We start from the raw sequence: 18,461 nt of genomic DNA, 5'->3' as shown, positions 1-18,461 counted from the left end.
GCTATACGTGCCCTGTATCCGGGAGAAGCGAAGTGTTCATCCGAAGCGAAACCCTGTTCCTGCGGCCTGCCTGGGTCGAGGATGCGCCGCGTCTGCACCATCTGAACGCGCCGGCGGCGTTCGACCCTCCGCCCGGGTCGAACCCCGCGCACGATGCGGAGCGGCACGCGCTCGTCGTGACGATGCCGCATGCGGGCGCACGGATCATCGGCGCGGCGACGCTGCGCGCGCATGGGAACGGGTGGAAAAGGGCGGCCTGGCTCGCCCCGGCCTATCGCAATCTCGGTCTCGATGCGGAGATCGAGGCGGCGCTTGCCAGCTTGACGCAGGTTCTGCCCTCGCCGGACGGCGGGCAGCGCGTGATGCGTACGCCGGACCTTATCGCCGCCTAGGCCGCGGCGGTGTCGCCGGCCGCGTGGGGGGCGACCGTGTCGGCCCCCGCGTCATAGCGTGCGAGCAGATGGCTGTCGTCGAGGTTCCAGGGGTGAAAGCCCGGCTTGAAATAGGATAGCCAGTCCGGGATCGCCTTGCGCAGGATGCCCGGCGAGAGCAACGCATGGCGCAGCACGCCGAGATGCGCGCGCGGGCCGGTGATGCCGTCCTGACGCAGCAGTTCGATCGCCCCGCGATACCGCCGCGACAGAAAATTCTTCGTCACCAGCAGCATCATCACCGATTTCAGCTTGTAGCGCTTCCACCGGCTCCAGTCGCGCGTGGCATGGGCGTAGGTATCGTAGGCGACGCCCTTGTGCTCGATCTCCTCGACCGCGTGCCAGCGCCACAGATAGGCCGCATCGCCTTCGACTCCGCGCAGATGGCGCGGATCGGCGAGCAATTGATGGGCGAACATCGCCGTAAAATGTTCGAGCGCCATGGTCGCGGCGAGATTGAAGATCACCGGCCGCTGTCGCGCCTCGGCAAGATCCTCGTCCACCTGCCGCTCCAAATCGGCGATGTCGTAGCCTGCGTTCGTCACCGCCTTGTTGAAGGCGACGTGCTCGCGCGTGTGATTGACTTCCTGTGTCACGAAATCGCGGATCTGCGCGGCGAGCTCGGGTGGGGCGCCCTTGCGATGCGCCTTCACCGATCTGATGAAATAGGCCTCGCCCTTGGGAAAGGTGATCGACAGCGAATTGAACACGGCGGTCGCGAACGGATCGCCCCCCGCCCACCAGCGTTGCGCCGGCTCGCCGCGCTTGAACCGGCGGTTGCGAATCTGGATCGCGACGGGCGGCATCAGGCCGGCCGGTGCGGTCGCTGTCAAATCGGGCGTGATGTTGCTATGGGCCATGACCAGAGAATGGGATGGACTTACATAGATGTCAATAAGGAAGCGCCTGAGCCCCGAAGACAGCCGCCGTGCCGCGCTCGATGCGGCGCGCGCGCTGCTCGTCGAAAGCGGGCCGCAGGCCGTCACGTTGAAGGCGGTCGCGGGCCGGATCGGGCGCACCCATTCCAACCTCCTCCACCATTTCGGAAGCGCGGCGGGCCTGCAAAAAGCGCTGGCCGGCTATCTCGCGACGACGGTGTGCACGATCATTGCAGAGGCGATCGCCGCGCGCCGGGCCGGGCACGGGAGCGCGCGCGAGGTGGTCGATCTGGTCTTCGATGCGTTCGGGCGCGAGGGGGCGGGCGCGCTGGCGAGCTGGATGCTGCTTTCGGGGAACGAGGATGCGCTCGACCCCGTGTTCGAGGCGATTCACACGCTCGTCGACAATATCGCGCCGGGTGAGGATACGCGCCCCATCCGGGAGGCGACGATGATGCTCGTGCTGCTGGCGCTCGGTCAGGCGACAATGGGCGATGCGCTGGCCGCCTCGCTCGCCCTTCCCGGCGATGCCGCGCGCGACATGGCGGAGCGGCAATTGCTCGCCATGCTCCCGGACGAGGCGATCGCCTGCGTTTAGGCCGGGTCAGCGTTGCCCGCCTCCAGCGCCTTCGCCATCCAGCGCGGCGCGCGGTCCGCATCGATATCGTCGACCCGCCGGTGATCCACCGCAAGGCCGAGATCGTCATAGGCGATGCGCCGCCGCTTTTCGTCCGAAAGCTGTATCGGCACCACGGTCAGCCGCCGGTTCACCTTCTGCCGCCAGTTCATTCGCGCCGTGTTTTCCTGCCCGATATAGCAACCCTTGTCGAAACTCACCCCGTGGAGTTCGCCGGCATTGCATTCGAGCCAGAGCGTCTGATCATGGCCGAGTTCCGCGCGCCCTTCCGTCACGCCGAGCGAGAGCCGATGTTCGCGATAGGCCGCATCGGCGCATGCCGCATCGCTTTCGTCGACAGGTTCGAGCCAGCGTTGACCGAGCGCGGACAGGCGCGGATCGTCCGCCCCGCCGTCGCCCGGATGCGCGTTCCAGTGGACGGTAACCTTCGGATCGACCGCGATGTCGATCTTGCGGCGCAGGCGATAGAGCGAGAGCCGCCGGATCAGTTCCTCGGTATGCTCCGCCTCGCAATCGATCAGCATGTCCTTGCCCGAAAGCCAGACGAAGAAATCGAACAGCACCTTGCCCTGCGCCGAAAGCAGCGCAGCCCACACAGGGAGCGATTTCGTCACGTCGGTCGTAATCAGCCCCTGAAGAAAGCTTACCGCGTCGTCGCCCGAAAGCCGGATGACGGCACGTTCGCACAGGCGGGTGGCCAGCCCGCGCATCGGCGCGGGGGCGGGCGAGCGGGAATCGTGGGGCATTTCGGTCCTTCCTTGCGGTCTCTTGTCCGATAGGGCGCGGCAGGTCTTGGCCAACGGGCCGGGGCCGTCTATCGCTATGGCATGAACGATACGCATGACACGCCCGAATGGTCCCTTAGCGGGGGAACCGTCCACACGCCATCTGGTCCCGTCGAGCGCGATGTCGGCATTCGCGACGGAAAGATCGTGGGCATCGGCCATTTCCCCGGGGTGCGCAGCGTGGATTGCACCGGGCTCGACATCCTGCCCGGCGTCATCGACAGCCAAGTCCATTTTCGCGAACCGGGGCTGGAGCACAAGGAAGACCTCGAAACCGGAAGCCGCGCCGCGGTCCTGGGCGGAATCACCGCGGTCTTTGAAATGCCGAACACCAACCCCAATACCGATACCGCCGAACGCATCACGGACAAGCTGTCGCGCGCCCATCACCGCATGTGGTGCGACCATGCGTTCTACATCGGGGCGACGGCCGAAAATGCGGAACATCTGGCCGAGCTGGAGCGGATGCGCGGCACGGCGGGGGTGAAGATCTTCATGGGCGCGTCCACCGGCAGCCTGCTGGTGTCGGACGACGACAATCTGGCCCGCGTGCTCAATTCCGGGGTGCGCCGCGTCGCCATCCATGCCGAGGACGAGGACCGCATGAATGCGCGGAAGGGCGAGCGTGTGCCGAACGATCCGTCCTCCCATCCGGTATGGCGCGACGATGAAAGCGCGATGCTCGCCACCCGCCGCATCCTGCGCATCGCGCGCGCGGCGAATCGCCCGATCCATATCCTGCACGTGACCACCCCGGCGGAGCTGGCCGAGATCAGCAAGCATCGCGACATCGCCAGCTGCGAGGTTACGCCGCAACATCTCACGCTCGCGGCGGAGGATGCGTATCCCCGGCTCGGCACCCATGCACAGATGAACCCCCCGATCCGCAGCGCCGCGCATCGCGACGGGCTGTGGCACTGGTTGCAGCAGGGCGTGCCCGACGTGCTCGGCTCCGACCATGCGCCGCACACGGCGGAGGAAAAGGCGAAACCCTATCCCGATGCGCCGTCGGGCATGCCGGGGGTGCAGACGCTGCTGCCGCTGATGCTGAACCATGTGGCGGAGGGGCGCATGACTCTCGACCGGCTGATCGACATGACCAGCGCGGGGGTGCAGCGGATCTTCGGCCTGGTCGGCAAGGGGCGCATCGCCGCCGGTTACGACGCCGATTTCACCGTGATCGACCGCAAGGGCTCCTTCACGATTACCGAGGAATGGCTCGCCTCGCGCTGCGGCTGGTCGCCGTTTACGGGCATGGAGCTGAAGGGGCGCGTCGTCGGCACGATCATCCGCGGGCACACCGCCATGTGGGACGGGCAACTGGGCGAGCGCGCGACAGGCGAACCGTTGCGCTTCGCAGGCGCGCTCTAGGCCGCGCGGAAAGGCGCGCGGCTTCGGCCTCGCGGTTTTATACGGGCAGTTTTCTTTGGCGGGCGGCGCGGCGGGTGGCGTTGCCGCGTTTCACGATGTCGGTGCAGAACAGCGCGATCGCCGTCCAGATGAAGACGAAGCAGACCAGCTGCGCAATCAGAAGCGGCTGATCGAACACGAACATGGCGAGCAGGAACACGATCGTCGGCGCGAGGAACTGCACGAAGCCGAGCGCGGAATAGCTCATCCGGCGCGCCGCGGTCGCGAACATCAGCAAGGGAAAGGTCGTCATCGCGCCCGCACCCACCAGGAGCAGCGAGATCGACAGCGAATCGCCGAACTGCGCCGTGCCCGCGGGCGCGAGCGCGACCGCGGCCACAGCTTACACCGCAAGCAGGATCACCTCCACCGTCAACCCCGGCAGCGGCGCGATGGCCACCGTCTTGCGAATGAGGCCATAGGTCGAAAAGGAAAAGGCGAGCACGAGGCTGATCCACAAGGTCGCCTCCGCTTCCCATGCGAGAATCGCGATGCCGATCGCGGCCAGCCCGACGGCAAGCCATTGCAGCTTACTCAACCGTTCCTTGAGCACGACCGTGCCGAGCAGCACGTTCACGAGCGGATTGATGTAATAGCCAAGGCTCGCTGCGTAGAACGACCCGCTCTGCACCGCGTAGATATACACGAGCCAGTTCACGCTGATCAAAGCGGAGCTGCCGACCATCGCGATCAGGACGCGGCGGTCGCGCAGCGCGGCCCGGATCGCGCCCCACTGTCCCGCCACGCTCAACATGATCGCACACAGCGGCAAGGTCCACAGGATGCGCCAGCCGACCAGCGCCCACGGGCTGACCGCGTTGAGCAGGACGAGGTAGAGCGGGAAAATCCCCCACATCCCATAGGCGCCGATGGCATAGGGCAGGCCGCTGCGCACCGGCGCTGCGGTGGCGGGTTCAGTCATCGTGCAGTCATCTTCGACATGGCAGTCCTGCGGGGTGAAACGCGCGTCATGGCGCGGCGCTTAGGCATCAGCATCGCGATAGGCAAAGCCGAAACATTAAAAACTTTTTAAAAACTGCATCTCCGTTCGTTTAACGTTCATAAAAGTTCAGATATTTATGAACGTGCCAAATGAGCAATCGGAACCGGCAAGGCTATCCCGTCACTTGCCCGGAAGTCCGGAAAGAATGGAGAATCGCATGACCCGCATCGCAATGTTCCGCAATGTCGCACTGGCCGCCGCCATCCCGGCCGTCGCACTGTCCGCGCCCGCCGCGCAGGCCGCGACCTTCCCCACCCATGCGAGTGCCGAGGTCGTGAGCCAGTACGCATTGCCCGGCGCCGCGGACGAAGCCGTGCAGCATCGCAAGGACCGCCGCGACCGGTGGAACAATGGCCGTTTCGGACGTTACGACGACCGCCGTTATGACGATCGCCGCTATGACGACCGCTATCGCAGCTATGGCGAGCCGGTGCGCCGCGACACCCGCGTGTGGCGCGGTGACGATGGCCGCGTGTATTGCCGCAAGGAAAACGGCACGACCGGCCTGCTGATCGGCGGCGCGGTCGGCGGGTTGATCGGTAACGAGATCGCAGGGCGCGGTGACCGCACGCTCGGCGCGATTCTGGGGGCCGCCGGCGGTGCGCTGCTCGGCCGCGAGATCGACCGCAGCAATTCGCGCTGCCGCTGATAACAATTTGATCGTTTCGGCCCGTGTGGTCGGATGAGGAGACGCCGCGCCTTCCCCTTCGGGGAGCGGCGTCTTTTCGCGTGCGGTCTTAGTCCTTCAGTCCGACGGGAATCGCGGCCTCGGGGGTGTCGGCCTCGGTGCTGGTGACGGGATAGGAGCAGTAATCCGCCGCGTAATAGGCGCCGGGCCGATGATTGCCCGAAAGCCCGGTGCCGCCGAACGGCGCGGCGGAGGATGCGCCATTCGTCGGCTTGTTCCAGTTCACGATCCCCGCGCGCGACAATTGCCAGAACCGTTCGTAATCCGCCCGGCTTCCGCCGACGAGCGATGCCGAAAGCCCGTAGGCAGTGTCGTTCGCCGCATCGATCGCGGCATCGAGATCGGCGACGCGAATGATCTGTAGCAACGGGCCGAACAATTCGTCGTCGGGCCGGTCGGCCACATCGCTCACGTCGAGGATCGCAGGGGTCAGCATCGGCTTGCCCTCCGCCACCCGGCGGAGCGGACGCACGACGCGCGCGCCCTTCGCCACCAGCGCATCATAGGCGGAGATCAACCCTTAGGCCGCATGATTGTCGATGACCGGGCCCATGAAAGGCTGCGGCTCGTCAAACGGGGCGCCCACGATGATGCGGTCCACCATCGGCAGCAGCCGCTCCATCAATGCATCGTGCAGATCGTCCCGCACGATCAGCCGCCGTGCCGCGGTGCACCGCTGTCCCGCCGTGGTATAGGCCGATTGCACGATGATCGTCGCGTCCGCGTCGAGATCGTCGGTGTCCCACACGATCAGCGGATTGTTGCCCCCCATTTCGAGCGCGGTGATGATGCCGGGCCGGTCGGCCAGCGCCTTGTTGATGGCGATGCCGGTGGTGGACGACCCGGTGAACAGCACCCCGTCGATGCGGGCATCGCCGGTAAGCGCGCGGCCTTCCTCCGCCCCGCCGGGCAGGAATTGCACGACATCGGCGGGCACGCCCGCGCGGTGATAATATTCGACGAGGCGCTGGCCCACCGCGGGGGTTTTTTCCGACGGTTTGAAGATCACGACATTCCCCGCGATCAACGCCGGCACGATATGGCCATTGGGCAGATGCGCCGGAAAATTATACGGGCCGAGCACCGCCATCACGCCATGCGGTTTATGCCGCAGCGCGCCCGTCGCCGCCCCGTCCAGCGCGCGCGTGCCGGTGCGTTCCTCGTGCGCCTTTACCGAAATCTCGACCTTGGCGACGACGGCCGACACCTCGGTCTTCGCTTCCCAGAACGGCTTGCCCGTCTCGCGCGCGATGAGCCTTGCGAAATCCTCCGCATCGTCGCGCACCTCATCGGCAAAGCGGCGCAGGATCGCGATCCGCGCATCGGTGCCCCGCGCGGCCCAGTCGGGAAAGGCATCGCGCGCACGGGTAAGCGCCGCATCGACATCGCCGATGGCAATGCGGGCGATTTCTTCGTCGGTGGCGGGTTCGGTCGAAACGATGGGGGCGGTCACGTGCAATCCTCTTTTTATCGCAGGCCCGTTCGTCACGGGCGTAAACTGGTTTCAGGTGCATCCATATGGGCATGGCGCGCCGAATTGCACGCCCATCATTGCGGCTGTCCGGCGGGGCGGGGCGCATCGCCATGCGCATCGCCCATGCGGCGCACGGCCTCGACCTTCGCATGGAGAGGGGTCCAGTCGTCGTCCCGGTCGATCGCGGCCCAGATGGCCTCGACCTCCTCGATCAGCATGGATTGCGCCGTCTCCTCCGACCAGTAGGGGTGCGTATCGGCCACCCTGTCGGTTCCGGACACGACCGCGGCAAAATCGGCGGCATCGGGCGGCAACCGGTCCGTCCGCGCGGCGTGAAAGAACGCATCGGGCTGCATGCCGGTCGCGCGCATGGCCTTTTCGCCTTCGCTCACCAGTGCGGCGGCGGTGTCGTCATCGCAATTACGAACGCCGAGCCGCCAGGCAAACCGGCGCCGGACCGCGGCGGTGAACAATGCGGCATAACGGTCGAGCGCGGCGATGAGCGGCTCCGCCTCGCATATGGGGCGCAGCGCGATGGCCAGCTGCGCACAGTTCCAGTGGAGCGCATCGCCCTGCCGCCCGAAGGCGTAGAGCCCCTCCCTGTCGAAATAGGCGGCGGTGAACGCAGCATCCCATTGCGGCAGGAAGCGCCACGGCCCGTAATCGAAACTTTCGCCCGACACATTCATGTTGTCGGTGTTGAGCACGCCATGCACGAAACCCGCCACGGCATAGGATGCGGCCTGATCCGCGAGTCGTTCGACGACGAGATGTACCAGTCGAACCGCCGGATCGTCGCGTCCCGGTGCGTCCTCGGGCGGCGGCGGGCCGGGATAGTGGGTGAGCGCATAGTGGGTGAGGGCGCGCAGATGGTCCTCCTCACGCAGGAAGGCGAGCCGTTGGAAACTGCCGATGCGGATATGGCCGTGGCTCAGCCGCACCATCACCGCACTGCGCGTAGGCGAGGGTTCGTCGCCGCGTTCGAGACTCTCGCCCGTCTCGATCACCGAAAACGTACGCGAGGTGTGAACGCCCAGCGCCTCCAGCATCTCGGTCGCGAGGATCTCGCGCACCGCGCCCTTGCACGTGAGCTTACCGTCGCCGAACCGGCTATGGGGTGTCTGTCCCGAGCCTTTCGTGCCGAGATCCATGAGCCTGCCGCCGCCGTCGCGCATCTGTGCGAACAGGAAACCGCGCCCGTCGCCGATGTCCGGATTGTAATTGCGAAACTGATGCCCGTGATAGCGCAGCGCGAGCGGGGCCGGGAGATTGTCGGCAAGCGATCCGAACCGCCCGAAATGCGCGATCCAGTCCGCGTCGGACATATCGGCAAGACCCACCTCCCGCGCCGCACGGTCGTTACGGAAACGCAGGGTATGCGCCGGAAATCTCGCCGCCTCGACCGGGTCGGCGATCCACGATGCGATGGACAGGATCGGCGTTTCGGGCCGATAGCGGGCTGTTTGCGGATCGCCTTGCATCCCGCGATAGTGGGGACGTGCCCGCCATCGTGCAATTCTCTTTTGAAGAAAGGCACGCTAAACGCATGGCTGCCCACCGCCCCGCCCACGACGATCAGGATACGAAATTGACCGACACCCCGCGCGACACACGCGAAACCCAGACCGAGCCGGCGAGCGATCCGGGCAGGGCGGCGCCCTATATCGACAGGTTCTGGGAAAGCGATGATGGCCTGCAACTCCACTACCGCGATTACGAGGGGCCGGAGGGATCGGACGCGCTGCCTGCGCTCTGCATTCCGGGGCTGACCCGGAATGCGCGCGATTTCGAATCGCTTGCCGAAACGCTTGCGGAGGACCGCCGCGTGCTCGTCGCCGAATTGCGGGGCCGGGGGTTGAGCGAACAACCGCGCGATGCGGCGAGCTACACCCCCGTCACCTACGCGCAAGACATCGCCGGACTGTTCGCACAGGAAGGGATCGCGCGCGCGGTGTTCATCGGCACCTCGCTCGGCGGGATCGTGACCATGCTTTACGCGCTGAGCCAACCGGAACAGGTCGCGGGCGCCGTGCTCAATGATATCGGACCGGAGATCGAGCAGGCGGGACTTGACCGCATCGCTGGATATGTCGGGCAGGGGCGCAATTATCCGACATGGATGCACGCGGCCCGCGCGTTGCAGGAAAGCCAGGGCGAATGCTATCCCGACTGGGGCCTCGACGAATGGCTGGCCCATGCGAAACGATTGATGGTGATGGGCAATAACGGGCGGATCGGGTTCGATTACGATTCCCGCATCGCCGATGCCTTTGCCCGCGATGATGACCGGTCGGAGGATGACGCGCCGGCGCCCGTTTCGCTCTGGCCCGGATTCGACGCGCTTTCGGGGCGGCCCGTGCTCGTGCTGCGCGGGGAGAATTCGGACCTGCTTTCGCCCGCAACCGCCGCGAAGATGGCGGAGCGTTGGCCCGAGGTTGCGCTTGTCACCGTGCCGCGAACCGGCCATGCGCCCACGCTCGACGAACCGCAGTCGCGCGAGGCCATCGCCGCGCTGCTGCAACGAACGGGCTGATCCTGTCATGGCGAAGAAGAAGATCAAGGTTTTCAAGGTGCGCAAGCTGCTGCACCTGGGTATCGATGCCGATGCGATGGCGTGGTCGGCGCGGTTGATCCGCGGCCTCCCGCCCAAGATGCAGAACCATTCGCCTTTCGCCGATGATGATACGGCGTCGAGGTTGCAGCTTTACCGCCCTGATTTCCCTGTGCTTTCGGGTGTTGCGGGGCTGGGTCGGCTGTCGCGGATGGCGCGGGCGATGCGCGGCTACGATCTCGTCGTGACGCATGGCGACAGGGCGTTGAACCCGGTCATGGCGCATACGTTTTTCGCCGGGCAGCTAGGCCTGCCGCCGCTGCTCCATCTGCACGACGGGGTGGCCGGGTTCGCCGGCGGGATGCTGCACGATTTTCGCAGGCGCCTCGCTTTTGCCCGAACGCCCGCGATCGTGGTGCCGACCATGGACAGCGCGGCCGAATTCGCGCGCGCCTGGTCGCCCCCTGCGGGCAGCCTGCAGATCCTGCCCCCGCTGTTCCCGTCGGCGCCGCGCGCGAAACCGCGCCCCGATGCGATGCCCCGGCTGGTAAAACGGGGGGCGGAACGGTGGATCGCGGCGCGGGCATGCGATGTCGCGCCGGTGGCCGATGCGGTGCTGGGGGCGCTGCCGCAAATGGCGGATCACTGGCGGCTGGTGCTGTTCGGGACGCGCGAGGAGACGGCGCCGCTCGTCGCGCGGGCGGAGGCCGATGCGATGCAGGACCGCGTGCTGACCACCGACAGGGTTGCGGGGCCGTCCGATTTCGCTGGCCTTTACGACGTTGTCCTGTGCGCGTCGGACGGCGGGGTGCCGGTGGGCATGGCCGAGGCGATGGCGGCCGGTTCCGCCGTGCTCGTGCGCGGGCCGCGGGCGTTGTCCGAACTGCTGCCGCCCGAAAGCCGGTTCGGGCTTGTCGGGGCAAAGGGTGGCGACGGCCTGCGTGATGCGCTGTCCCGTATGGTCGCGGGCGACAATGCGGCGGAGGCGGGCGCGGCCAATGCGTCTTATGGCAAGGAACGCGCCGATCCCGCGGGGTATCACGCGCTGATCGCCGGGCTGCTCGACATCCCGCATCTCGATTGAGCGGCGCCGCGGCGGCGGTTTGCCCTTTCATCGCGGGTTCAGGGGCTAACCGCTCTATGCAGGGGCCGGATGGGCGAGAGGGATTGGCGATTGAAAAGCCCTGTCGCGCCGCCTAGACCCCGCGCGAACCGACCGCATGAAAGGCAATGAACTTGGCGCTTCGCCCGAAAACCCCCGAAGACCGGCAGCAGGCCCTCGCCCGCCAGGAAAAGGCGCAGGAAGACGTGTTCCGCCGCGAGGTGGACGAAGCCGTGCGGCAGGACCGGATGCAGAGCGCGATGCGCCGCTATGGCGTGCCGGCGCTCATCGTCGCGGTTCTGGTGATTATCGGGCTGGGCGGCTACGTCTGGTGGCACGGGCGCCAAGTCGCGGAGGCGGAGGCCGATGCGGTCGAACTGACGCTCGCGATGGATCGCATCGATGCGAATCGGCTTGACGAGGCGAGCGAGCGGCTTGCCCCGTTGCTGGAGTCCGACATTGCGGGCTATCGCACGCCTGCCCGCATGGCGGCGGCGGGCATCGCGCTTGAACAGGGCGATGCGGCGGAGGCGACGCGACTGTTCGACCTCGTTGCCGACGATGCCGATGCCCCCGAAGCCTTGCGCGATCTTGCGCGGCTGCGGGCGGTTTCGGCTAATTTCGACGCGATGGAACCTGCCGATGTGATCGCGCGGCTGGGCCCGATCGCGGCGCCCGGCAATCCGTTCTTCGGCAGCGCGGGCGAGCTGGTCGCCATGGCACAGATCAAGCAGGGCAACGAGGACGAGGCTGGCGCCATGTTCGCGCAGATCGCGCGCGAGGACGACGTGCCGCAATCGCTGCGTGCCCGCGCGCGGCAGATGGCCGGCGTGCTGGGCACCGACGCGGTCGACGATCCGCAGCAGGTCGTCGAGGATATCATACAAGGCAGCGCCGCAAGGCGCGGCCGTAAGAGGATCGGATGCAGGTTTTGAACACATATTTTCCGACATCGACCCGCCGGCGCGGCGCAGGTTTGCTGCGCGGTGCGGCGATGGCCGTGCTTGCCGTCTCGCTCGGCGCGTGCAGCGTTTTTGACAAGGGCGACCCCGAAACCACGCCGACGGTCGGCAATCGCACCCCGATCCTGTCCAAGATCGAGAGCGGCGCGAAGGTGGACCCGGCGCTGGCCAACGTGCCGGTCGTGCTCCCGGCGCAGCAGGTGAACGCCGAATGGGCGCAGGCAGGCGGATCGGCCTCGAAAAGCTACGGCCATCTCGCGCTGTCCGCTTCGCCGAGCCGGGCCTGGTCGGTCGATATTGCCGGGGGCAATACGCGCCGCCGGCTGGCCGCGTCGCCGGTCATCGGCAATGGCATCATGTTCGTCTATGACACGGCGGGAACGGTGCAGGCGTTCGATGCGGATACCGGCGCGCGCCTGTGGCAGCATTCGCTCGAATCCGAAGGCGCGGGCAGCAATTCGCTGTTCGGCGGCGGGGTCAGCTATGGTGAAGGGCGCGTCTATGCGACCACGGGCCTTGGCGAGGTTGCCGCGCTCGACGCGCAGACGGGTGCCGAAATCTGGCGCGTGAACCTGAATTCGCCGCTGCGCGGGGCGCCCACGCTCGCGTTCGGCGAGGTGTTCGTGATGACGCAGGACAACCGGATCTATGCGCTGGATTCGCAGGACGGGTCGCAGAACTGGACCGAGGCAGGCTCTTCGGGCCAGTCGGGCGTGTTCGGCGTGGCGGCGCCCGCGGCGGGGCAGGGCACGGTGATCGCGGGCTATTCCTCGGGAGAGCTGATCGCCTATCGCTATGAAAACGGGCGCAACCTGTGGGCCGACGCGCTTTCGCGGACCAGCATTTCGACATCCGTCGGCACGCTGACCGACATCGACGCCGATCCGATCATCGATTCGGGCCGCGTCTATGCGCTGGGCCAGGGCGGGCGCATGGCGGCTTACGAGCTCGTCACCGGGCAGCGTATCTGGGAGCTCAACCTCGCGGGGATTTCGACGCCTGCGGTTGCGGGCGACTGGATCTTCACGCTTACCGACGATGCGCGGATGTTGGCGATCAGCCGCGCGACCGGCAAGGTCCGCTGGATCGCGCAGCTTGCCCATTATCGCAAGCCGAAGAACAAGGAAGGCGAGATCTTCTGGTCCGGGCCGGTGCTCGCGGGGGAGCGGTTGTGGATTGCGAATTCGCGCGGCGAGCTATGGGCCGTGAATGCCGCCGATGGCGAGGCGACAAGGGTTGCGGAACTCAACGCCGGCGTATCGCTGGCCCCGGTGGTCGCGAACAACACGCTTTACGTGCTGGACGAAAGCGGGCGGATCACCGCCTTTCGCTAAGCCATGGTCCGCGTCCGGCGTGTCGCGCCGGACGCGCCATGATCAGAAGCTCTTCGCGCCGTAGATGCGCGACACGTCGCCGTTCCACTCGCCGTGATACAGGTCGAGGCATTTGTCGGCGAGCGTCTTTCCGCTGCGCACCACCTCGTCCAGCGGTTCGAGAAAGCCCGTTTCGTTGTCCCCGCTCGCATTGCGGCGGTCGCGTGCGGACAATCCGGCCCGCGCGATGGATAGCACCTCGCCCGCGATGTCGCGCAGCGTGCCGCCCCCCGGCAAGGGCGCGGTCAGCCCCATTTTCGGCACCGCGTCGCGCAGTTCCTCACGCTCGGCCATGGTCCAGCCCTTGACCAGATCCCACGCCGCGGCGAGCGCGGTCCGGTCGTAAAGGATCCCCACCCAGAGCGCCGGAAGCGCACAGATCCGGTTCCACGGTCCCCCGTCGGCCCCCCGCATTTCGAGGAAGCTTTTCAGCCGCACCTCGGGAAAGGCGGTGGACATGTGGTCCTCCCAATCGGCGGCGGTCGGTTTTTCGCCGGGCAGGACGGACAGTTTGCCGTCGAGGAAATCGCGAAACGAATGGCCCGCCGCGTCGATATATTTCCCGTCGCGAAACACGAAATACATCGGCACGTCGAGCATGTAATCGGCATAGCGTTCGTACCCGAAGCCATCCTCGAACACGAAGGGCAGCATGCCGGTGCGGTGCGGATCGGTGTCGGACCAGATATGGCTGCGATAGGAGAGGAAACCGTTCGGCTTGCCCTCCAGAAACGGCGAATTGGCGAACAATGCGGTCGCCAGCGGTTGCAGCGCCAGCCCGACGCGGAACTTGGCCACCATGTCGGCCTCGCTCTCGTAATCGAGGTTCACCTGTATCGTGCAGGTGCGCAGCATCATGTCGAGACCGAGATTGCCGACGCGCGGCATGTGGCGGCGCATGATGTCGTACCGCCCCTTCGGCATCATGGGGAGTTCCTCGCGCGTCTTGTCCGGCCACATGCCGGCGCCGAGGAAACCCACGCCGAAACGTTCGCCGATCGCCTTCACCTGTTCGAGGTGGCGCCCGGTTTCGGCGCAGGTTTCGTGCAGGTTTTCAAGCGGCGCACCCGACAGTTCGAGCTGTCCCGCAGGTTCCAGGCTGACCGTGCCGTCGGGGCCGGACATGGCGATGACCTTGCCGTTCTCCTCCACCGGCGACCATCCGAATTCGGTCAGCCCCATGAGAATGTCGCGAATGCCGCCCGGCTCGTCATAGCTGGGCGCGTGGTGATCGCCGCGTTTGTACACCAGCTTTTCATGTTCGGTGCCGATGCGCCAGTTTTCGGGCGGCTTTTCCCCGTCGGCCATCGGGCGGATCAGGGCGTCGCGGCTCTCGATGACCGGCGCGGCTTGGGCAGAGGTTTTGCGCGTACTCATGCCCTGCGCGTTAGGACGCCGCGCCCCGCGATGCCAGCGCAATTTTATGGAACGGGCGTGTCCGCCGCCCAGTCGCCCGCAATCCCCATCCACAGCGCCGTCGCGGCAAAGGTCGCGGTTTCCCCGCGCAGGATACGGGGGCCGAGCGTGATCGCGCGCGCAGACTCTACGGCCCGGATCGCGTCGCGTTCGGCATCGTCGAAGCCGCCCTCCGGTCCGGTCAGCAGGGCGGCGGTTCGCGGGCCGCGCGCAAATTCCGCCGCCGCCGCGGCTCCGCCCGTTTCATCCGCGAAATACAACGCCCGGTCATCGGGCCAGTCGCGCAGCAACGCGGCGAGCGGCACCGGCTCGCACAGTTCGGGCAGGGCGGTGCGCGCGCATTGTTCAGCCGCCTCCGTCACGATGGTGCGCGCGCGATCGAGGTTGAGCGCATCGGCGACGCAGCGCCGCGTCACGACCGGCTGGATCCGCCGCACGCCCAGTTCCGTCGCCTTTTCCAGCACCTGATCGAAGCGCGGTTTTTTCAGCAGCGCGGCGCACAGCGTGAAATCCGGCACGGTTTCGCGGGGGCGCATGTGTTCGACGATTTCGGCGGTCACCGAACGCTTGCCCACGTCGGTCACGCGGGCGGCCCATTCGCCGGTCGCATCGTCGCACAGCATCACCGCGTCGCCTGTCCCCACGCGCATCACGCGGGCGAGGTAATGCGCGGCATTGCCCTCGATCCGGATGTCCTGCCCCGGCGATAGGGGGTGGGGCACGAAAAGGCGGGGGGCGCTGCGCGGCGGCCAGGCGGGGGTTGCGGGCATGGGGCCAGCGTCTAGCCGCTTCGCATCGCCGCGAAAAGACGCTAGCACGCTGACATGGATGTGACCGCAACGCCCGACACGCAACATCGCGGCCTCGTCGCCTGGCTCCCCGCGCCGGCGCGGCCCTATGCGCTGCTTGCCCGGTTCGATCGGCCGATCGGCTGGTGGCTGCTGTTCTGGCCCTGCGCGTGGGGGGTGTTGCTGGCGGGCGGGGTGGACCGCTGGCCGCTGCTGCTCTGGCTGCTGCTCGGGTCGATCGCGATGCGCGGGGCGGGCTGTGTCTGGAATGATTTTCTCGACCGCGATCTCGACCGGCAGATCGCGCGCACCGCGACCCGCCCGCTCGCCAGCGGGGCGGTGTCCGCGATGCGGGCGCTGCTGTGGCTGGGGGTGCTGTGCATTGTCGGGTTGATCGTGCTGCTGCAATTGCGGTTGCAGGCACAGCTCGTCGCGCTGGCCAGCATTCTGCCGGTGGCCGCCTATCCGTTGATGAAGCGCATCACCTGGTGGCCGCAGGCGTGGCTGGGCATGGTGTTCAGCTGGGGCGCGCTGGTCGGCTGGGTGGAGATCGGCCTGCCGCAGTGGGGCGTGCTGGCTGCGCTTTACGCCGGGGCGATCTGCTGGGTCATCGGCTATGACACGATCTATGCGTTGCAGGATATCGAGGATGACGCGCTGGTCGGCGTGCGGTCGAGCGCGCGGGCATTGGGCGGACGGGTGCGCGGCGGGGTGGCGGGCTTCTACCTTGCGGCGATGGTGTTCTGGGCGGCGGCGTTCTGGTTGCTGCGGGAACACTGGCTGGCGCTTTTGGCGCTGCTGCCGATGGCGCTGCATCTCATCTGGCAGATCGGGACGTTGCGGCCCGCCGATCCGGCCGATCCGCTGGCCAAGTTCCGTTCGAACCGGTTTGCCGGGTTGCTGATGGCGCTGGCCTGTCTCGTCGCGGGCAATGCGGGGATGTGAGGACTATCGCGGCAGGCGCGCAAAATCGACCGCAGCAATATGGTCGAGCACGCGGGCGCGGACCGCTCGCGCCTCGTCGAGCCTGATGCCGGCAATCGCGAACTTCCCGCCCGCCAGCCCGAAATGCAGACGCGCATAGCCGCGCATCCGGGCCAGCGGACCCTGTGCGATTTCCACGCTGTGCAGGCGTATCCGGGGCGCGGCGGTGAGTTCGGGGGAGAGCAGGCCCACCTGTCCGAACAATGTCGCCTCGTCGAGCGCATGGCGATGCCGCCGCCATTGCAGCCAGCGTGACGCCGCGATCAGCCCGGCGACAAGCACCGGAATCGCGGCAAAGGGCCAGTACGGCGAAACCGCCAGCCCCACCGCGATCAACAACAGCGGAACCGCGCCGATCAGCGCCGCATCGGTGAAGTACCGCGCATCCGGCCTGTGCCAGCGCGTCGCCGCATCGGGCAGGTCGATGCCGGTGATTGCGACGATCCGGGCGATTTCCGCCATTGTGGCAAAGGGCGCGACGACATGGCTCGCGTCCGATTTGTCGCTCGCCAGGCTGACGAAGGACAATCCGTGCCAGCCAAGGAGACGCCGGATCACGCCGGTGCCGATGATTGCGGCCTGCACGCGGTGCAGCGGCATGACCACGTCGCTGCGCGTGAGAAGCCCGCGGCGGCGGCGAAATCCCTTCTCCGTGCGTTCGAGGAGGAAGCGGTAATCGCGAAGGATCGTGCGAACGAGACCGGTCACGAACCCGACGAGCAGCAACGTCCCCAGCCCGAGCACCGCGCCCGCAACGGCCAGCGCGACGCCCGCTGCGGCAACATATTCCCCTTGCTGCCCAATGAGTTCCTTCCAGAAGCTGTCATCCCATATCAGGGGGGAGAGCAGGAATTCGAACTGTTGAAACCCGGCGGCCAGGACCGCGAAGACGAGAAGTGAGAATTCGAACGCGCCGAAGGTGACGAGCCGCCTGTTGTCCATGGCGAAAACAGTCTGCGCCGATTCGGTTGCGGTGGGCGGCGATGCGCCGTCCGTGCCATCGCCGCCCCGATCCCGTGCCGGGCCGCCATCCCCGGACACGCGCGCGCGGGCATCGCGGACCTGCTCGCGCAATCGTGCGCCTTCTGCCGCGGTGACATAGGCGAGGGTGACCTCCTCCTTGCCGCCGGCACCGGTCTCGAACTGCACCTCGACCAGCCCGAACAGGCGCGAAAGCAGCGTTTCCGACAGGCTGACGTCCTGTATCCGGTCGTAGGGGATGGACCGCGCCTCTTTATTGATAAGCCCGCGTTCGACACGAATATCGTCTGTCCCCACGCGATAGCCAAGCTGCCGCCAGGAAATCCATGCGCCGCCGACGACCGCGATCACGACGATGACCGGCGCGATCCAGATGACCCAGTCGGGCACATCCTCGCGCAGCGCGCCGAATGCCAGCGCCGCGATGCCGAGCGCGCCCTGCCACACGCCCTTCGCCGCGCGCACGGCAATGCCATAGGGATGCGTGCGCATCAGCGCGCCGTCGTCGGCCCCATCGCTCATCCCGCTTCGCCGTCGGCGATGAAGGCGCGGATCGTTTCCCGCATGGCGAGCGCATCGTCGTGGCGGAGCCCCGGCAGCGCGACCGATGCATTATGCGTGCCCGCCGTATGCACCACCAGCGTGGCGAGCCCGAACAGCCGCTCGATCGCCTCCGCATTGACGTCGATATGCTGCACCCTGCCAAAGGGAACCACCGTATCGCGCCGGTTCCACCATCCGCGCACCACGCGCAACCGGTCGCGCGTCAGGCGGTAGCCCATGCGCCGGTAGCGGCGGCGCGGCATCACCGCGACAAAGCCAAGCAGCAGGAGCGCGACCGGCGCAATGATCGCGCCTGTGGGCAGCGGGGCGGCAATCTCCGCGCCAATCGCCGCGACGGCCAGCGGCACGATCATCAAGATCGCGCGCACCCGCAACACCTTGATCATGTTCGGGTGCAGCGGATCGAGCGTGTTTTCATCCATTATCGCGTCCCC

At 66.9% G+C, this 18,461-nt stretch carries 18 protein-coding genes and 1 pseudogene; 9 read left to right on the top strand and 10 right to left on the bottom strand.

All coding sequences use genetic code 11. The annotated features are described in order from the left end of the window. Window positions 1–32: 32 nt before the first annotated feature. Window positions 33–392 carry a hypothetical protein gene (locus JD971_RS01745; RefSeq protein WP_202085546.1) on the top strand — a complete coding sequence of 120 codons (360 nt, stop codon included), beginning with the start codon at window positions 33–35 and terminating at the stop codon, window positions 390–392. On the opposite strand, the gene JD971_RS01740 is transcribed toward JD971_RS01745, so the two are convergent. Beyond that, window positions 389–1,291, bottom strand: coding sequence for a metal-dependent hydrolase (locus tag JD971_RS01740; protein ID WP_371809690.1), 903 nt, complete (start codon window positions 1,289–1,291; stop codon window positions 389–391). The two genes, JD971_RS01745 and JD971_RS01740, sit on opposite strands and share 4 nt — an antisense overlap. A gap of 28 nt (window positions 1,292–1,319) precedes the next feature. Between JD971_RS01740 and JD971_RS01735 the strand changes: the two genes are divergently transcribed. Next, window positions 1,320–1,907, top strand: a complete 588-nt coding sequence (locus tag JD971_RS01735; RefSeq protein WP_202085543.1) for a TetR family transcriptional regulator — start codon at window positions 1,320–1,322, stop codon at window positions 1,905–1,907. On the opposite strand, the gene JD971_RS01730 is transcribed toward JD971_RS01735, so the two are convergent. Beyond that, window positions 1,904–2,692: a folate-binding protein YgfZ gene (locus JD971_RS01730; RefSeq protein ID WP_236672215.1), complete on the bottom strand. Its 789-nt coding sequence runs from the start codon at window positions 2,690–2,692 to the stop codon at window positions 1,904–1,906. The genes JD971_RS01735 and JD971_RS01730 overlap by 4 nt on opposite strands. A gap of 81 nt (window positions 2,693–2,773) precedes the next feature. Here JD971_RS01730 and JD971_RS01725 point away from each other — a divergent pair, with 81 nt between their 5' ends. After that, complete coding sequence (locus JD971_RS01725; protein WP_202085541.1) at window positions 2,774–4,102, top strand: dihydroorotase; 1,329 nt, start codon at window positions 2,774–2,776, stop codon at window positions 4,100–4,102. Between the two features lie 37 nt (window positions 4,103–4,139). On the opposite strand, the gene JD971_RS16990 is transcribed toward JD971_RS01725, so the two are convergent. Continuing rightward, entirely contained in the window at window positions 4,140–4,481 is a 342-nt protein-coding gene (locus tag JD971_RS16990; protein WP_371809689.1) for a hypothetical protein, read from the bottom strand. A gap of 3 nt (window positions 4,482–4,484) precedes the next feature. Continuing rightward, window positions 4,485–5,063 (bottom strand): EamA family transporter RarD, encoded by a 579-nt coding sequence (gene rarD, locus JD971_RS16985; protein WP_371809688.1) that lies wholly within the window; start codon window positions 5,061–5,063, stop codon window positions 4,485–4,487. Window positions 5,064–5,301: 238 nt separating this feature from the next. Between rarD and JD971_RS01715 the strand changes: the two genes are divergently transcribed. Beyond that, window positions 5,302–5,793 (top strand): glycine zipper 2TM domain-containing protein, encoded by a 492-nt coding sequence (locus JD971_RS01715; protein WP_202085539.1) that lies wholly within the window; start codon window positions 5,302–5,304, stop codon window positions 5,791–5,793. Window positions 5,794–5,881: 88 nt separating this feature from the next. On the opposite strand, the pseudogene astD reads toward JD971_RS01715, so the two are convergent. Next, window positions 5,882–7,285, bottom strand: a pseudogene (gene astD / locus JD971_RS01710) (succinylglutamate-semialdehyde dehydrogenase). Between the two features lie 95 nt (window positions 7,286–7,380). Further along, a complete protein-coding gene (locus JD971_RS01705; protein WP_202085537.1) occupies window positions 7,381–8,787 on the bottom strand; it encodes a protein adenylyltransferase SelO family protein in 1,407 nt (468 codons plus the stop codon). 65 nt (window positions 8,788–8,852) lie between these two features. Between JD971_RS01705 and JD971_RS01700 the strand changes: the two genes are divergently transcribed. The 4 genes from JD971_RS01700 (at window position 8,853) to JD971_RS01685 (ending at window position 13,255) form a co-directional block, all read left to right on the top strand. Next, window positions 8,853–9,839, top strand: a complete 987-nt coding sequence (locus JD971_RS01700) for an alpha/beta fold hydrolase (protein WP_202085535.1) — start codon at window positions 8,853–8,855, stop codon at window positions 9,837–9,839. A 7-nt stretch (window positions 9,840–9,846) separates the two neighbouring features. Next, window positions 9,847–10,941 (top strand): glycosyltransferase, encoded by a 1,095-nt coding sequence (locus JD971_RS01695; protein WP_202085533.1) that lies wholly within the window; start codon window positions 9,847–9,849, stop codon window positions 10,939–10,941. A gap of 152 nt (window positions 10,942–11,093) precedes the next feature. Next, window positions 11,094–11,894 (top strand): tetratricopeptide repeat protein, encoded by an 801-nt coding sequence (locus JD971_RS01690; RefSeq protein WP_202085531.1) that lies wholly within the window; start codon window positions 11,094–11,096, stop codon window positions 11,892–11,894. Between the two features lie 59 nt (window positions 11,895–11,953). Next, window positions 11,954–13,255, top strand: a complete 1,302-nt coding sequence (locus JD971_RS01685) for a PQQ-binding-like beta-propeller repeat protein (RefSeq protein ID WP_236672354.1) — start codon at window positions 11,954–11,956, stop codon at window positions 13,253–13,255. A gap of 42 nt (window positions 13,256–13,297) precedes the next feature. Here JD971_RS01685 and JD971_RS01680 read toward each other — a convergent pair whose 3' ends face one another. Together JD971_RS01680 and JD971_RS01675 are read right to left on the bottom strand one after the other, a co-directional pair. Beyond that, on the bottom strand, window positions 13,298–14,671 hold the full coding sequence (locus JD971_RS01680) for a glutamate--cysteine ligase (RefSeq protein WP_202085529.1): 1,374 nt from the start codon (window positions 14,669–14,671) through the stop codon (window positions 13,298–13,300). A 44-nt stretch (window positions 14,672–14,715) separates the two neighbouring features. Beyond that, window positions 14,716–15,480, bottom strand: a complete 765-nt coding sequence (locus JD971_RS01675) for a 16S rRNA (uracil(1498)-N(3))-methyltransferase (RefSeq protein ID WP_202085528.1) — start codon at window positions 15,478–15,480, stop codon at window positions 14,716–14,718. A 54-nt stretch (window positions 15,481–15,534) separates the two neighbouring features. Between JD971_RS01675 and ubiA the strand changes: the two genes are divergently transcribed. Next, complete coding sequence (ubiA, locus tag JD971_RS01670; RefSeq protein ID WP_202085527.1) at window positions 15,535–16,443, top strand: 4-hydroxybenzoate octaprenyltransferase; 909 nt, start codon at window positions 15,535–15,537, stop codon at window positions 16,441–16,443. A 3-nt stretch (window positions 16,444–16,446) separates the two neighbouring features. On the opposite strand, the gene JD971_RS01665 is transcribed toward ubiA, so the two are convergent. After that, the gene (locus tag JD971_RS01665; protein ID WP_202085526.1) at window positions 16,447–17,985 is read right to left on the bottom strand and encodes a PH domain-containing protein; all 1,539 of its coding nucleotides are present in this window, start codon (window positions 17,983–17,985) and stop codon (window positions 16,447–16,449) included. Then, window positions 17,982–18,449 carry a PH domain-containing protein gene (locus JD971_RS01660; RefSeq protein ID WP_202085525.1) on the bottom strand — a complete coding sequence of 156 codons (468 nt, stop codon included), beginning with the start codon at window positions 18,447–18,449 and terminating at the stop codon, window positions 17,982–17,984. Before JD971_RS01660 ends, JD971_RS01665 begins: the two co-directional genes overlap by 4 nt. Window positions 18,450–18,461: the final 12 nt, after the last annotated feature.

The organism is Croceicoccus sp. YJ47 (assembly GCF_016745095.1).
Taxonomy (GTDB): Bacteria; Pseudomonadota; Alphaproteobacteria; order Sphingomonadales; family Sphingomonadaceae; genus Croceicoccus.
The sequence above is the reverse complement of the archived record's forward strand: the minus strand, read 5'-3'. Positions and strand labels throughout refer to the sequence as shown.

Excerpts from the sequence above, each read along its gene's own strand:
- JD971_RS01740 (WP_371809690.1), bottom strand. The coding sequence starts at position 1,291 with ATGGCCCATAGCAACATCACGCCCGATTTGACAGCGACCGCACCGGCC.
- JD971_RS01735 (WP_202085543.1), top strand. The coding sequence starts at position 1,320 with ATGTCAATAAGGAAGCGCCTGAGCCCCGAAGACAGCCGCCGTGCCGCG.
- JD971_RS01730 (WP_236672215.1), bottom strand. The coding sequence starts at position 2,692 with ATGCCCCACGATTCCCGCTCGCCCGCCCCCGCGCCGATGCGCGGGCTG.
- JD971_RS01725 (WP_202085541.1), top strand. The coding sequence starts at position 2,774 with ATGAACGATACGCATGACACGCCCGAATGGTCCCTTAGCGGGGGAACC.
- rarD (WP_371809688.1), bottom strand. The coding sequence starts at position 5,063 with ATGACTGAACCCGCCACCGCAGCGCCGGTGCGCAGCGGCCTGCCCTAT.
- JD971_RS01715 (WP_202085539.1), top strand. The coding sequence starts at position 5,302 with ATGACCCGCATCGCAATGTTCCGCAATGTCGCACTGGCCGCCGCCATC.
- JD971_RS01705 (WP_202085537.1), bottom strand. The coding sequence starts at position 8,787 with ATGCAAGGCGATCCGCAAACAGCCCGCTATCGGCCCGAAACGCCGATC.
- JD971_RS01700 (WP_202085535.1), top strand. The coding sequence starts at position 8,853 with ATGGCTGCCCACCGCCCCGCCCACGACGATCAGGATACGAAATTGACC.
- JD971_RS01695 (WP_202085533.1), top strand. The coding sequence starts at position 9,847 with ATGGCGAAGAAGAAGATCAAGGTTTTCAAGGTGCGCAAGCTGCTGCAC.
- JD971_RS01685 (WP_236672354.1), top strand. The coding sequence starts at position 11,954 with ATGGCCGTGCTTGCCGTCTCGCTCGGCGCGTGCAGCGTTTTTGACAAG.
- JD971_RS01680 (WP_202085529.1), bottom strand. The coding sequence starts at position 14,671 with ATGAGTACGCGCAAAACCTCTGCCCAAGCCGCGCCGGTCATCGAGAGC.
- JD971_RS01675 (WP_202085528.1), bottom strand. The coding sequence starts at position 15,480 with ATGCCCGCAACCCCCGCCTGGCCGCCGCGCAGCGCCCCCCGCCTTTTC.
- ubiA (WP_202085527.1), top strand. The coding sequence starts at position 15,535 with ATGGATGTGACCGCAACGCCCGACACGCAACATCGCGGCCTCGTCGCC.
- JD971_RS01665 (WP_202085526.1), bottom strand. The coding sequence starts at position 17,985 with ATGAGCGATGGGGCCGACGACGGCGCGCTGATGCGCACGCATCCCTAT.
- JD971_RS01660 (WP_202085525.1), bottom strand. The coding sequence starts at position 18,449 with ATGGATGAAAACACGCTCGATCCGCTGCACCCGAACATGATCAAGGTG.